Genomic DNA, 14,268 nt, shown 5'->3' on the forward strand with positions numbered 1-14,268 from the left:
TGCCTCGCGCACCAGAAGGACATTCACGTGGTCAAGGTCATCGCCTCTTCCGTCCGCAAGGGCAACGTCCTCGAGCTCGACGGGCATCTCTGCACCGTCATTTCGGCCGAGAGCTTCTTCCCCGGCAAGGGCACGCCGACGACGCAGATCGACATGCGCCGCATCTCCGACGGCACCAAGATGACGCAGCGCTACAAGACGACCGAGCAGGTCGAGCGCGCCTATGTCGAGGACCGCGATTTCACCTATCTCTACCAGGATGGCGAGCAGTACGTCTTCATGAACCCGGAGACCTACGACCAGATCCATGTCGACAAGGACGTGGTCGGCGACGCCGCCCCCTACCTCCAGGAGAACATGAAGGTCTCGCTGTCGGTGTTCGAGGACAAGGCCGTCGCGATCGAATTGCCGCAACGCGTGACGCTGGAAGTCGCCGAGACCGAGCCGGTGACGAAGGGCCAGACGGCCTCCTCCTCCTACAAGCCGGCGATCCTCTCCAATGGCGTGCGCAGCGCCGTGCCCCCGCATATCGGCGTCGGCACCCGCATCGTCGTGATGACCGCCGACGGCTCGTATGTCGAGCGTGCGAAGGACTGATCTCCCGACGCGAGCGGACGAGAAGAATTTCCTTTATAGCGATGCGCGGCGGGCCCTTTCCGGGCCCGTCGTCATTTCAGGGACAGTCCATGCCGCTTACCGTTCAGGCCGCCGCCCTTTCCGGCTTCGTTCAGACGCTCCACGCGCTCGACGCCATTATCGACAAGGCCGTCGAGCAGGCCGAGGCCCGCAAGATCCAGCCCGAAGTGCTGCTCTCCGCGCGGCTGGCGCCCGACATGCTCGCCTTCACCCGCCAGATCCAGCTCTGCTGCGACTTCGCCAAGAACGCCGTGGCGCGGCTTTCGGGCGGCGAGAACCCGCGCTTCCCCGATGAGGAGAAGAGCTTCCCCGAATTGAAGGAGCGCATCGCCAAGACGCTCGCTTTCGTCGCGGCTGCCGATGCCTCCTCGCTCGATGCTGGCCTCACCCGCGACGTCACCTTCCCGCGCGGGCCTTCGGCCACCGTGACCATGACCGGCGAGGCCTATCTGACCCGCTTCGCCATCCCGAACTTCTATTTCCACGCCACGACCGCCTACGCGATCCTGCGCGAGAACGGCTTCCAGATCGGCAAGCAGGACTTCCTGAAAGGCGTCTTCGACGCCTGACGGCGAGGCCTTGCAAAGGCCGCATCCCGCTCCCATATGAGGTTCACGACGATGTCGAGGGCGTTCCACCGTCCTCCATCGTCGTTGAAGACGGCCATGGGTCGAACGAGTGACGCCGGATGTACGCGCACCGTTCTGCTGCATGGCCGTTGGCGTTTTCAGGCCCCCGCATCCGCACCCCTTCCGCATCTGGCGGCGCCTTCGCATGTGCAGCGACGAATTCCGGCCGGGTTTTTGAACTTCCCTTGCGTCAGGAGCGACGACCTCTTCATATCGCCTGCGACTGGGGGGAGGATGCGATGGGGGAGCCGAGGGGGACCGTCTATCTGCGTGCCGGAGGCGCCGAGCGCTTCCGGAAGGACACGGCCAAGCGCTTCGCGCGCCGCGTCAACAAGACTCTGCTGAAGATCGACGCCGCGCTGGCGGCCTATCCCTCGCTGACGCGCGAGGAGCGCACGCAGAGGACGCAGGCGCTGCTCGCCATCGTCGCGCTCTGCGACAGCTGGCTCAGCGACAAGCAGACCAAGATCGACCATGGCGAGTCCTTCCGTGCCGCCGCCGTCCAGGACCTGCACGGGGCCGCCGTCGCCGAGCTGCGCGGCCTGCAGAACTGGACCAAGGCCAAGACCGCGATCCGCAAGCTCATCCCGTCCGGTTCACTCAAGAACCACGGCACCGCCCCGCTGCGCATTATGCAGAAGGAGAACTGGCTGGAGGTCGTGGACAAGCACCACCGACGCGGCCAGGAGCTCTCGACACATTTCGAGGCTTGGGAGAAATCCGCCGAGACCTGCTCCTTCTGGGAGTATCTCGAGAAGCAGGCGCCGGACGTGAAGAACGATCTCGCAAATGTCTCGGTGCGTTATGTCGACGACTTGATCTTCCGCGCGCTCTTCGAGGTGTCGTTCGATCGCGGGATGATATGGTCGCGCATGTCCCCGACGCTGCAGAACATGATCCTCAGCAAGATGGGGCGATCCAACATCTTCCACCATGCCGAGCTCAGGCCGCTCGACACCACGACCTGGCCGTCGAACGCGCTGCGCGGCATGAGCACCGGCTGGGCCGCCTTCGTGCTGAGCCCGCAGGAGGTGGTCTATGCCGGCATGCATGTCGGCGGCGTGTTCCACCACTCCAGCTTCCTGTCAGGGGCTCCGGTGCTGGCCTCGGGGATGATCCGCGTCGAGAACGGGCATATCCGCGGTATCCACGAGAAGAACGGCCACTACCGGTCGCAGGAGGTGCATCTGCGCACCTTCCTGAAGCATCTGCTGCATCAGCTGCCGGGCACGAACTGGCACGATGTCGAGTACATCACCTTCGGCGGCACCTCGATGAGCGTCGGCTCGCTCCTGGGCCTGCAGAGGCGACCGAGCCCGCCGCCCCGCCCACCACGCCCGGCGCAGCAGCACGTCGCCCAGGGCGGCAATGTCCGCAACCTGATCCAGCGCTTCAACAACAGCTGAGCGGCCAGCGGGCCGCCGCGTCAGCCCTGAAGGAAGGGGTTGCTGCGCCGCTCCTCGCCGAGCGTGCTCGCCTGGCCATGACCGGGCAGGAACTGGACGTCGTCGCCGAGCGGCAGGAGCTTCGTCCTGATGCCCTCGATCAGCGTCTCGTGGCTGCCATAGGGGAAATCGGTGCGGCCGACCGAACCGGCGAAGACCGTGTCGCCGGCCAGCAGGAAGCGCAGATCCTTCTGGAAGAAGGTGACGTGGCCGGGCGTGTGGCCGGGCACATGCTGGACGGAGAAGGTCAGTTCGCCAAGCGAGACCTCGTCGCCATCCTTCAGCCAGCGCGTCGGCGTGACCGCCTTCATGTCGAGGATGTCGAAGCGCAGCCCCTGCTCCGGCAGGCCGTCGAGCAGGAACCGGTCGCCCTCATGCGGACCGATGATCGGCAGCATGAGCGCCTCGGCCAGCGCGGTGGCGCCTCCGGCATGGTCGAGATGGCCATGGGTGAGCCAGATCGCAGCCGGCGTCACGCCCAGTTCCTTCAGCGCTTCCAGCAGGCGCGGCACGTCGCCACCGGGATCGACGATGGCCGCCTGCTTCGTCTTCGTCTCCCAGACGATCGAGCAGTTCTGCTGGAACGGCGTCACCGGCACGACGGCGATCTGGAGCGGAGGGGTGGTCTCGTCGGTCATTCCATTTTCCGTCGCTGCTCGGCTCGAGAGCCGGCCATGCCGACACGGCGGTGCGGCGCGACCGCCTTACCCCAAAACACAACTCCGCCCAAAGCCCATTCGTCGAGCCGGCCTTGGAGGGCAGGAACGCAGGGCATTCACATCCACGAGATGAATTAGGATGTTTGATGAGCATGGAGCGCTCCAGCAACACTGGCATTTTAGCAAGAGCCGCTAAGTTTTCCGCTCGCCGATAGGGCAGAGTTCAATTCATGGTCAGCGATCGAACCGAACTGCATTACCGCAGCCGCGTGGCCCGCACTGTCGCAGCCATCACCGCTGATCCGGTGGCGGATCTGCGCCTCGACGACCTCGCGCGCATCGCGCATGTCTCACCCTTCCATTTTCATCGCGTCTACGCCGCCATGGTGGGCGAGACCGCTGCCGCGACGACCCGCCGGGTCCGGCTCGCTCTCGCGACACGCCTCCTGATCCGTTCCGACGACAGCGTCACGCAAATTGCCCTGATGGTCGGCTACGACAGTCCGCAGGCTTTCACCCGCGCCTTTCGCCAGTTTACCGGGCATTCGCCGCGCGCTTTCCAGCAGCAGATGAGGCAGACACCCCGCACTGCCGCCACGACACCGACGTCTTGCGGCAACGATGCGGCGACTCCCGTCGTCGAGATTGTCGAACGGCCGGCGCAGCGGGTGTATGCGCTGCGTCATGTCGGGCCTTTCGCGACCGTTCCCCATACGCATCGGCAATTGCGCCGTCGCGCCGGTGCACAGGTCATCACGGCAAAATGGGGTGCCTCATTCGGCAACCCCGCCGATCCCACCCGCTTCAGATATTACGCCGCCATCGCCTCGACCGGCCCCCGGCCAGCAGATCCGGACATCGAAATCCTGGAGATTCCGGGCGGTCGTTATGCCTCGTACCCGCTAACCGGCCCCTACACCCGCATCAACGCCGCGGTGCACGCCCTGTATGCCAGATGGATGCCGGATAGCGGCTACGAGCCGGACGACCGGCCCACGCTGGAGCACTATCTCGATATGTCAACGCGCGGTATCGAACCCGCCGCATTGCGCACCGAACTTCTGATCCCGATCCGCCGCCCGAGCCTGCCATGAAATTCCGCCGCTTCTTCGCCTTTGCCGCCTTCAGCCTCGCAGCCTCGACGACACAGGCCGCCGGGTTCAAGCCAATCGAAGTTCCAGCCCAGGGGAGGCTTCAAGCGTTCAAGGGCGCGGTCTGGTATCCGTGCAATCGCCCCGCAAGCGAAACGCGACTCGGCCCGTTCGTCATGTCAGTCAGCATGAACTGCCCGCTCTCTGGCGAGAAGCGGCCGCTCGTCGTGATCTCGCATGGCAAGACCGGGAGTTTCCTCGGACATCGCGACACGGCGGAGTTTCTAGCCGATGCCGGCTTCGTCGTCGTGGCGATCAATCATCCCGGCGACAGTGCCCCCGACAGGAGTCGCACGAACGAGTTCCCGATCTTCGTCGAGCGGCCGGCCGACATCAAACGCGTGATCGATTACATGCTCGGCTCATGGCCCGATGCCGCCGCGATCGATGCAAGCCGCATCGGCTTCTTCGGCTTCTCGCGGGGCGGCTATACGGGGCTCGTCGCCATCGGTGCCAATCCGTATTTCGGCAAACGCCTCCAGCTCTGCGAGGGCAAGAGCGACGCGCTTTGCGAGCAGGTCCGCATGGGACAGCTACCCGAGCTCAGCCATGATGCTCGCATCAAGGCGGCGGTCATCGCCGACCCGCTCAGCGTCTTCTTTACGCAGGACAGCTTCAAGAGCGTGCAGGTGCCGGTTCAGCTCTGGGGCTCGGAACGCGGCGGCGATGGCGTGACGCCGGCCAGCGTGGCCGACATCGCGAGCCGGCTGCAGGTGAGGCCCGAATTCCGCGTCGTCCCCAGCTCCCAGCATTTCTCCTTCCTGACGCCCTGCCCCGCAGAACTGGCTCAATCGGCTCCCGATCTCTGCAGCGATCCGCCCGGTTTCGACCGGGCGGCCTTTCACGCCGATTTCAACGCCAGCGTGCTCACCTTCCTGAAAGCTCAACTCGGCCAGCCGCCAGCGCTTCGTTAGCAGCGCCGGTGTCACCGCCCGCCGCAGCGGTTGGCGATGAGCGCACGATAGTTCACCAGCTCGGAATCCATCTCGGCGACATTGCGTTCACGGTCCCGGCCGGTCTGGCAGGTCGCGAAGACGGCGCGCGATTTCTGGAGATAGGCGACGTGCTCGCGATAGGCGCGGCACTGCGTCGCCTGGTCCGCGTTGGCCACCGCCGCGAGCCGGGACTGCTGCTGGCGGAAGCCGGCCTCGTTCTGGAAGATGTCGCGCGAGCAGGTCGAGGGGCGCGGCTGCTGGGCGAGCGCCGGCCCCGCAAGCAGCAATCCCATAAGGGCGAGAGCCAGCCTCATCCGAGGTTCAGCTCCTTGAAGAAGTCGTTGCCCTTGTCGTCGATGACGATGAAGGCGGGGAAATCCTCGACCTCGATCTTCCAGACCGCTTCCATGCCGAGCTCGGGATATTCCAGCACCTCGACCTTGCGGATGCAGTCCTGCGCGAGGCGGGCCGCCGGGCCGCCGATGGAGCCGAGATAGAAGCCGCCATGCGCCTTGCAGGCTTCCCGGACCGAGGCAGAGCGGTTGCCCTTGGCGAGCATCACCATCGAGCCGCCGAAGGACTGGAACTGGTCGACAAAGGAATCCATGCGGCCGGCCGTGGTCGGGCCGAAGGAGCCGGAGGCGAAGCCCTCGGGCGTCTTGGCCGGGCCGGCATAGTAGACCGGGTGGTTCTTGAAATAGTCCGGCATGCCCTGCTGGCTTTCGAGGCGCTCGCGGATCTTGGCGTGGGCGGCGTCGCGGGCGACGACGATCGTGCCCGTGAGCGAGAGCCGGGTCTTGACCGGGTACTTGCTCAGCGTGGCGAGGATCTCGCTCATCGGCCGGTTGAGATCGACCTTGACGACGTCGCCGCCGAGCTTCGCCTCGTCGACATCCGGCAGGTATTTCGACGGATCGGCCTCCAGCGCCTCCAGGAAGATGCCGTCCCTGGTGATCTTGCCCTTGGCCTGACGGTCGGCCGAGCAAGAGACGCCAAGCCCGATCGGCAGCGAGGCGCCGTGGCGCGGCAGGCGGATGACGCGGACGTCATGGCAGAAATACTTGCCGCCGAACTGCGCGCCGACGCCGAGCGACTGCGTCATCTTGTGGACCTCTTCCTCCATCTCAAGATCGCGGAAGGCATGGCCCGAGGGCGAGCCCTGCGTCGGCAGTTCGTCGAGATAGCGGGTCGAGGCGAGCTTGACCGTCTTCAGGTTCTGCTCGGCCGAGGTGCCGCCGATGACGATGGCGAGGTGATAGGGCGGGCAGGCGGCGGTGCCGAGCGTCAGAATCTTCTCCTTCAGGAACGCCATCATGCGGTCCTTGGTGAGGAGAGAGGGCGTCGCCTGATAGAGGAAGGTCTTGTTGGCCGAGCCGCCGCCCTTGCAGACGAAGAGGAACTTGTAGGCGTCCTCATTGTGGCCCTTGCCCTCGGCATAGATGTCGATCTGCGCGGGCAGGTTGGTCGCGGTGTTCTTCTCCTCGAACATGGAGAGCGGGGCCACCTGGGAATAACGCAGGTTGCGCTTGAGATAGGCATCATAGACACCCTCGCCCAGCGCCTCCTCGTCCTCGCCATCGGTCCAGACCTTGCGGCCCTTCTTGCCCATGATGATCGCGGTGCCGGTGTCCTGGCACATCGGCAGCACGCCGCCGGCGGCGATATTGGCGTTCTTGAGCAGGTCGTAGGCGACGAACTTGTCGTTCGAGGTCGCCTCGGGATCGTCGAGGATCTTGGCGAGCTGCGCGAGATGGCCGGGGCGCAGCAGATGATTGATGTCGATGAAGGCCTGCTCGGAGAGCTTGCGGATGGCCTCGCGCGAGACGCTCAGAACCTCGCGGTCGCCGATCTTCTCGACCGTGACACCCTCGCTGCCGAGCTTGCGATAGGGGGTCGCGTCCTCGCCGAGTGGGAAGAGATCGACATGCGTATAGGCCATGGTGAGCGGCTCCGAAACTTGGCGCGCCGCGCTCGATGCATGAAAGCGCGACGCCGATCCTGCCGGGGTCATAGCCGGTCAGCCCCTCGCGTCCAAGCAGTCTTTAATGGCTGTAGAGTGGAGCGGAACCCCGACGTCATTGCGAGCGCAGCGAAGCAATCCAGGGGACTGGGGGGAGGCGTTCGACCCAGCCCCCTGGATTGCTTCGTCGCTTCGCTCCTCGCAATGACGGAGGCGCGGCTCAGGCCGCCTGCGCCGCCGATTCCGCGAGCACCGCGTAGATTGCGCCGGGGTCGCGGATCTTGCGGACCTGATCCAGCACTGACTGGTTGCGCAGCACGCGGGCGACGCGGGCCAGCGCCTTGAGATGGTCGGCGCCCGCCCCTTCCGGCGCGATCAGCACGAAGATGATGTCGACCGGCTGGCCGTCCAGAGCGTCGAAATCGATCGGCTTCTCGACCCGGGCAAAGAGCCCGATCAGCCTGTCGATACCGGGCAGGCGGCCATGGGGGATGGCGATGCCGTCGCCGATGCCGGTGGAGCCGAGGCGCTCGCGCTGGAGCAGCGCCTCGGAGAGCTCGCGCTCGGGCAAGCCAGTCAGCGCTGCGGCATGCTGGGCAAGCTCCTGCAGCGCCTGCTTCTTGCCATTGGCCCGGAGCGGGGAGATCACCGCATTGGGGCTCAGGAGATCGGTCAGCGTCATACGCCCGTCCATGCATGTCCCGTGCCGGCCGGAAATCGCCGGCACGAGTCAGGTTCGACGGCCGGTGCGGGTCGTCCGCCGGCCCCTCAGGAAAGCGATGCCGGCGGATCGATCCAGCCGATATTGCCGTCGCGGCGGCGGTATACGATGTTCATGCGGCCATTGCCAGCATGGCGAAAGATGATGACCGGCGCGCCGGTCATATCGAGCTCCGCCACCGCGTCACTTACCGTCAACACATGCAGGGATTTGGTGGACTCTGCCACGATCACAGGGTTGTCACCCACCGAAACGCCATCGAATTCCTCGATATCGTCATCCGGAGCGGCGATCACATAGCTGGGGATTTCGATGCCGGGCTCGCGGCCATTGGCACCCGAGCGGTCCTTCAACCTGCGCTTGTAGCGCCGCAGCCGCTTCTCGATGCGCTCAGCCATCTTGTCGAGGCTGGCATAGGCGTCGTGGGCCGTGGCGGAGGCTTCCAGCGTGATCCCGGAGGAGAGATGAATGACGGTGTCGGTCCGGAAGGCGGTGCCGTCCTTGTCGACCGTCACATGGCCCTGATAGCCACCCTCGTAATATTTGCTGACCGCCGCAGCGACCCGTTCCTCGGCCTGGCCCCGCAGGGCCTCGCCGACATCGAGATTCTTGCCGGAGATTCGCAAGCTCATGGAGTGCTTCCCCTTATGCGAAGCTGTCATGAGCGTTGGGCGGGCTGACCAAGGTCCAACAGGGCGATTGCGAGGAGCATCGCGCAGCCGATACGGCGATATCGGCAAGGGTGCGACGCCGGAGTCGCCCTGTTTCACCTCACTGCGTCAGCGCCATGCGTAGCGCCCGTCCAAGGCTCATGACAGCCTCTAAGCCATGGCCAATAGCCGGCCATCTAGAGCAGGTAAGAACTGGGAGTCCGGTCTGTCAATGAGGCAAGAGGCTCATGGCCCGCATGCGCCGAGGCTTTGGAACAAAACTGCGCCGGACTCACCGGCCGGCCATCGCGACCTTCTCCCGCCGCCGCTCCATCGAGGAGGGAATGCGAAGGGATTCACGGTACTTCGCCACGGTGCGCCGGGCGATGTCGATGCCGCCGGCCTTCAGCTTCGTGACGATGGCATCGTCCGAGAGCACGTCGGAGGGGCTCTCCTCGTCGATCATGTGCTTGATGCGGAAGCGCACGGCCTCGGCCGAATGCGCCTCGCCATAGCCTGTCGCAGCGATGGCCGCCGAGAAGAAATACTTCATCTCGAAGACGCCGCGCGAGCAGGTCAGATACTTGTTCGACGTCACGCGCGAGACGGTCGATTCATGCATGCCGATGGCGTCGGCGACCGTCTTGAGGTTGAGCGGGCGCAGATGCTCGACGCCGTGGGCGAAGAAGCCGTCCTGCTGACGGACGATCTCGCTGGCGACCTTCAGGATGGTGCGGGCGCGCTGCTCCAGCGAACGGGTCAGCCAGTTCGCCGTCTGCAGGCATTCGGCGATGAAGGCCTTGTCCTCGTCGTTGCGGGCCGCCTTCGAGACGCGGGCATGATAGGTCTGGTTGACCAGCAGGCGCGGCAATGTGTCCGGGTTGAGGTCGATCAGCCAGGAGCCGTCCGGCGCGGCGCGGATGAAGACGTCCGGCACCACGGTTTCGGCCGCCGAGCCGCCGAAGGCCCGGCCGGGCTTCGGGTCGAGCCGGCGGATCTCGCCGACCATGTCGGCAATGTCCTCGTCGTCGACACCGCAGACCCGCTTCAGCGCCGCGAAATCGCGCTTGGCGACGAGGTGGAGATTGGCGACCAGGGCCTGCATCGCCGGGTCAAAGCGGTTGCGGTCGCGCAGCTGGATCGACAGGCATTCGGCGACATCACGCGCCGCCACGCCGGAGGGATCGAAGCCCTGGACGATGCCGAGCACGGCCTCGACGCGCAGGGGCGCCACGCCGAGCCGCTCGGCGATGTCGGCGATCGGCTCGCCGAGATAGCCGCTGTCGTCGACAGCATCGACGAGGTGGCGGCCGATGATGCGGTCGGCCGGATCGGTGATCGCGAGGTCCAGCTGGGCGCTGAGATGATCGTGCAGCGAGATTTCCGTCGTCAGCCCGCTCTCGAAACCGTCAGGCCCGTCCTCGAAGGAGCCGCCGCGCGAGCCATAGGCGCCGCCGATGATCGGCAGGCTGTCGACGCCGCCCGCATCGCTGCGCGCCGCGCTCGGCTGCTCGCTCTGGAAGACGTTGTCGAGCCCGGTCCCAAGCCGGCCCTCGATGCCCTCCTGGGTATTCAGGCTCTCGGCGCGGGCGTAGCTCTCGGGGTCGGCATCGTGCAGGCCGTCGGCGCCATCGGCCCGGACCGGCAGGTCGGACCCCTCATCACGCTCCAGCAGCGGATTCCGCTCAAGCTCGCCATCGACGAAATTCTGCAATTCGAGATGAGAGAGCTGAAGGAGCTTGATCGCCTGCAGCAGCTGCGGCGTCATCACCAGGGACTGTCCCTGGCGCAGCTCCATGCGCGGCATCATCGCCATGCGCGAAAGGCCCTTTCCACAGGCGCGCCGGTCGGCACGCTTTTTGCTTCCAAGGGGACAGTAGCGCCAGCTTTTCGCCGCGTCAAAGGCCCTGCCTTATCCGCAGGCAGGAACGATAATGCGCCGCAGCGCGATCTCGCAACTGCAAAATCCTTGCGAGGCAGGGATCGCCTGAAAAACTCCACCCTCATCCGCCGAGGCGTCGCCGATGCGACCCCTCGGAATGACGGCCGGGCAGACCGTCAGAGGCGGAAATCCTCTCCGAGGTAGACGCGGCGCACATCGGGATTGGCGATGATGTCCGCCGGCGAGCCCTCGGTCAGCACGCGTCCGGAGTGGATGATGTAGGCGCGGTCGACGAGGCCGAGCGTCTCGCGGACGTTGTGGTCGGTGATCAGCACGCCGATCCCGCGATCGGTCAGCTGGCGCACCAGCGCCTGGATGTCGCCGACCGCGATCGGGTCGATGCCGGCGAAGGGCTCGTCGAGCAGGATGAAGGAGGGCTTGCCGGCGAGCGCGCGAGCGATCTCGCAGCGGCGGCGCTCGCCGCCGGACAGCGCGATCGAGGGCGCCTTGCGCAGCCGGGCGATGGTGAACTCGTCGAGAAGCTGGTCGAGCTGGCGCTCGCGCGCCTTCCGGTCCGGCTCCACCACTTCCAGAACGGAGCGGATGTTGTCCTCGACGGAGAGGCCGCGGAAGATCGAGGCTTCCTGCGGCAGGTAGCCGATGCCGAGGCGGGCGCGCTGATACATCGGCAGCGCGGTGATGTCGTTGCCTTCCAGCGAGATGACGCCGAAATCGGCGGCGACCAGCCCGGTGATCATGTAGAAGATCGTGGTCTTGCCGGCACCGTTCGGGCCGAGCAGGCCGACCGCCTCGCCCTGGCGCAGATAGAGGCTCGCATCGCTGACGACGGTGCGCCCGCCATAGCTCTTGCGCAGGTTACTGACCGCCAGGATGCCCGGCCCGCCGATGGCGGCGGCCGTCATGGCAGGCCGGCTCTGCACAGCCCGGCCTCGCCCGGAGAACAGGTCACGCAGGCGGCTGAAGGCACCGCCCTGCTGCGGGCCAGCATCGGGACGCGCCGACGCAGCCGAATGGCTGGCGGCGGGACGGGGAGCGTCGAAAACGGTCACTGCTGCTCGTTCAGTTAGGGGCGAGATCAGTTGGCGCGCGACCTCAATGGGTCGGCGACATCAATTGGTAGGCAACGTCAATTGGTCGGCTTGGGTGCCGGCTGGCCGGCGGCAGGCTTGTTCGCGTCCGTCTTGCTGCTGTCGGTCGAGTTCGGCACGAAGAAGCCCTGCACGCGGCCGCCCTTGTTGGTCTCGACATTGGCGACGCCCGTGACCGTGTTGTAGGTCAGCTTCTCGCCGCGCGTGATGTTCGGCCCGTCGTTCAGCGCCACGTTGCCGGTCATGATGACGACGTTGTTGGCGCGGTCGAACTCCGCATTGTCCGAGGTCGCGGCCTGGGTCTTGGAGACGACCGTGACCGGCCCCTTGCAGAGGATGCGCTTGATCGAGCTGTCATTCGCCTGGTTGCCGCCCGCGGCGGCCGCAGGGGCCGGCGCCGGGGTGGCGGCGCGGGCCGAGGCAGCCCCGCCCTGACCGCCGCGCCCTTCATAGAGCACAGTCATCTCCGAGCAGCGCACCGTCGTCTCGCCCTGGACCGCGACGACATTGCCGGTGAAGACGGCCTTGTTCTCCTTGTCGAGCACATCGAGCTTGTCGGCGTCGATCTTGATCGGCTCCTTGCTGTCGCCGCCCAGCCCACCAAGCGGGGAGGACGCATTGCCCGCGCCGCGAGCCTTGCCCTGCACAGCAGGCTGCTGCGCCCATGCCGCCTGCGGCGCGCCGAGCAGGATCAGGCCCGCCGCCAGCAGCAGCGCCGCCCCGTGGAGCTCCTTCGTGCACGGAAAAATCCCGGCGAAGGAAAAGGTCTGGCCAGCCTTGGTCATGTCACTGTCTCTTCCCGTTGCCGGCGCCATTGGCCGGCGCCTCGCCCGCGGGCGCGTCCCGATTCGCCTGCAGCAGCTCCAGCATCGGCGTGCTGCCTTCGCGCTCGGGCCCCGCAATGGTACCTTTCGGCGCGTTCGGAATGAAGACCCGCACCCGCCCCTCGAAGACGATCAACTCGCCATTGTTCTTCACGTCAAGCGTGGCGGCGTCCACCGTAGTGTCGCCGAGGCTGACCTTGACCGGCTCCTTCGAGACGACGGCGCCGGATTTGAAGTCGATATCGGCAGTGCGCATCTGCATCGCGTGGCCGTTCTCGGTCTTGATGTTGACGTCGTCGACGAGCCGCAGCTTCTCCTTCTGCGTGTCGAACAGCCCGGTCCGGGCATTCACCGTCACCCAACCTTCGCGCTCCATCTGGATGCGCGCCGTCAGCGCCTGCAGCTCGACCTGGGTCGGGTTGCGGATTTCCTGGAAGGCGTTCTCGGCCGTGACCTGATAGGGCCGGTTGTCCTTGCGATAGCCGGAGAGCTTCGGCGTCTCCATCTTGACCTTGCCGCCGCTGATGCCGACCGAGCTCACGGAGACATTGGCGAGCTTGCCGCCGAGCGGGCTGAGGAAGGGAATCACCACCAGCGCCAGCACCAGAGCCACGGCCGCGACCGGAATCACGCCGCGCAGGATATGGACGAGCCGGGTGTGCCGGCGTGCAGCGCCGAAGGCCGCGCTGCGTCGAAGCGCCTGCGCGGTCAGCCTGCCGGCCGGGTCGTTGAAGGTCATTGCCACAGTCATGTCCCGCGCAATGGCAGCCGCTCACGGCATTTTCGTGTCGCTACGGCATCAGACCGAAAGGCGGAATCCACTTTTCGAAAGACTCCGATGCCATACCTCATGGGTCGATCACCGCTATCGCGTCCGGGCGGACGCGCAATGATCCAGCAAAGGGAATCGCGCGCGCCCGCACCCATTCGCGTGAAGACTGACGCTAGAACCCTTCAAATTTGTCAAGCGTGCGCGAAGATGTCGGTCTCGCCCCAGCCCGCCAGATCGAGCTCGGCGCGATGGGGCAGGAAGTTGAAGCAGGCCCGGGCGAGATCGGTGCGCCCCTCGCGCGCCAGCATCACCTCAAGCTTGGCGTGCAGCGCGTGCAGATGCAGCACGTCCGAGGCGGCATAGGTGAGCTGCGCCTCGCTCAACGTGTCCGCGCCCCAGTCCGAGGATTGCTGCTGCTTCGAGAGCTCGACGCCCAGCAGCTCCCTCACCAGGTCCTTCAGCCCGTGGCGGTCGGTATAGGTGCGCGTCAGCTTCGAGGCGATCTTGGTGCAGTAGATCGGCGTGGTGACGACGCCGAAAGCCTGGCGCAGCACGGCGACATCGAAACGCGCGAAGTGAAAGAGCTTCAGCACCGCCGGGTCCTCCAGCAGGCGGATCAGGTTCTTCGGCCGCTCGCCGCCCTTCGGGATCTGGACGACATCGGCGGTCCCGTCGCCGCGCGAGAGCTGCACCACGCAGAGCCGGTCGCGATGCGGATTGAGGCCCAGCGTCTCGGTATCGATCGCGACGCTGGCTCCGGCTTCATAGCCGTCCGGCAGGTCGCCGCGATGGAAACGGATGGTCATGCTCGAAACCTCGCTGGCCGGCGGGAAGCCCCGCCAAACGGCCTTGTTCACGATTCGCTGATCGCTTGCTCAGCGCCCGCCGGGACGGA

At 66.0% G+C, this 14,268-nt stretch carries 15 protein-coding genes; 5 read left to right on the plus strand and 10 right to left on the minus strand.

Annotation, left to right across the window (positions count from 1 at the left end; genetic code table 11):
* Positions 1-27 precede the first annotated feature (27 nt).
* The 3 genes from efp to BoBH3_RS07430 all read left to right on the plus strand — a co-directional run bounded on the left by efp (position 28) and on the right by BoBH3_RS07430 (position 2,671).
* A complete protein-coding gene (gene efp / locus BoBH3_RS07420; protein WP_262330124.1) occupies positions 28-597 on the plus strand; it encodes an elongation factor P in 570 nt (189 codons plus the stop codon).
* Between the two features lie 89 nt (positions 598-686).
* Positions 687-1,205: a DUF1993 domain-containing protein gene (locus tag BoBH3_RS07425; protein ID WP_262330125.1), complete on the plus strand. Its 519-nt coding sequence runs from the start codon at positions 687-689 to the stop codon at positions 1,203-1,205.
* A gap of 299 nt (positions 1,206-1,504) precedes the next feature.
* On the plus strand, positions 1,505-2,671 hold the full coding sequence (locus BoBH3_RS07430; RefSeq protein ID WP_262330126.1) for a hypothetical protein: 1,167 nt from the start codon (positions 1,505-1,507) through the stop codon (positions 2,669-2,671).
* A gap of 20 nt (positions 2,672-2,691) precedes the next feature.
* On the opposite strand, the gene BoBH3_RS07435 is transcribed toward BoBH3_RS07430, so the two are convergent.
* Entirely contained in the window at positions 2,692-3,348 is a 657-nt protein-coding gene (locus BoBH3_RS07435) for an MBL fold metallo-hydrolase (RefSeq protein ID WP_262330127.1), read from the minus strand.
* Positions 3,349-3,599: 251 nt separating this feature from the next.
* On the opposite strand from BoBH3_RS07435, the gene BoBH3_RS07440 reads away from it, so the two are divergent.
* Together BoBH3_RS07440 and BoBH3_RS07445 are read left to right on the plus strand one after the other, a co-directional pair.
* Positions 3,600-4,463 carry an AraC family transcriptional regulator gene (locus tag BoBH3_RS07440; protein ID WP_262330128.1) on the plus strand — a complete coding sequence of 288 codons (864 nt, stop codon included), beginning with the start codon at positions 3,600-3,602 and terminating at the stop codon, positions 4,461-4,463.
* Positions 4,460-5,434 (plus strand): alpha/beta hydrolase family protein, encoded by a 975-nt coding sequence (locus BoBH3_RS07445; protein ID WP_262330129.1) that lies wholly within the window; start codon positions 4,460-4,462, stop codon positions 5,432-5,434. Before BoBH3_RS07440 ends, BoBH3_RS07445 begins: the two co-directional genes overlap by 4 nt.
* Positions 5,435-5,445: 11 nt before the next feature.
* On the opposite strand, the gene BoBH3_RS07450 is transcribed toward BoBH3_RS07445, so the two are convergent.
* The 9 genes from BoBH3_RS07450 to BoBH3_RS07490 form a co-directional block, all read right to left on the minus strand.
* On the minus strand, positions 5,446-5,769 hold the full coding sequence (locus BoBH3_RS07450; RefSeq protein ID WP_262330130.1) for a hypothetical protein: 324 nt from the start codon (positions 5,767-5,769) through the stop codon (positions 5,446-5,448).
* The gene (locus BoBH3_RS07455) at positions 5,766-7,394 is read right to left on the minus strand and encodes a fumarate hydratase (RefSeq protein ID WP_262330131.1); all 1,629 of its coding nucleotides are present in this window, start codon (positions 7,392-7,394) and stop codon (positions 5,766-5,768) included. The genes BoBH3_RS07450 and BoBH3_RS07455 overlap by 4 nt, the downstream gene beginning before the upstream one ends.
* Before the next feature lie 241 nt (positions 7,395-7,635).
* Positions 7,636-8,097: a PTS IIA-like nitrogen regulatory protein PtsN gene (gene ptsN / locus BoBH3_RS07460; RefSeq protein ID WP_262330132.1), complete on the minus strand. Its 462-nt coding sequence runs from the start codon at positions 8,095-8,097 to the stop codon at positions 7,636-7,638.
* Between the two features lie 86 nt (positions 8,098-8,183).
* Positions 8,184-8,768 (minus strand): ribosome hibernation-promoting factor, HPF/YfiA family, encoded by a 585-nt coding sequence (gene hpf, locus BoBH3_RS07465; protein ID WP_262330133.1) that lies wholly within the window; start codon positions 8,766-8,768, stop codon positions 8,184-8,186.
* A gap of 310 nt (positions 8,769-9,078) precedes the next feature.
* Complete coding sequence (rpoN, locus tag BoBH3_RS07470) at positions 9,079-10,602, minus strand: RNA polymerase factor sigma-54 (protein WP_262330134.1); 1,524 nt, start codon at positions 10,600-10,602, stop codon at positions 9,079-9,081.
* 242 nt (positions 10,603-10,844) lie between these two features.
* Positions 10,845-11,642, minus strand: coding sequence for an LPS export ABC transporter ATP-binding protein (gene lptB / locus BoBH3_RS07475; protein WP_262330457.1), 798 nt, complete (start codon positions 11,640-11,642; stop codon positions 10,845-10,847).
* Positions 11,643-11,815: 173 nt separating this feature from the next.
* Positions 11,816-12,562, minus strand: a complete 747-nt coding sequence (locus BoBH3_RS07480) for an LptA/OstA family protein (protein ID WP_262330135.1) — start codon at positions 12,560-12,562, stop codon at positions 11,816-11,818.
* 1 nt (position 12,563) lies between these two features.
* On the minus strand, positions 12,564-13,352 hold the full coding sequence (lptC, locus tag BoBH3_RS07485; RefSeq protein WP_262330136.1) for an LPS export ABC transporter periplasmic protein LptC: 789 nt from the start codon (positions 13,350-13,352) through the stop codon (positions 12,564-12,566).
* A 212-nt stretch (positions 13,353-13,564) separates the two neighbouring features.
* Positions 13,565-14,179 carry a ribonuclease D gene (locus tag BoBH3_RS07490; protein ID WP_262330137.1) on the minus strand — a complete coding sequence of 205 codons (615 nt, stop codon included), beginning with the start codon at positions 14,177-14,179 and terminating at the stop codon, positions 13,565-13,567.
* Positions 14,180-14,268: the final 89 nt, after the last annotated feature.

This window comes from Allobosea sp. BH3 (genome assembly GCF_025499465.1).
Taxonomy (GTDB): domain Bacteria; phylum Pseudomonadota; class Alphaproteobacteria; order Rhizobiales; family Beijerinckiaceae; genus Allobosea.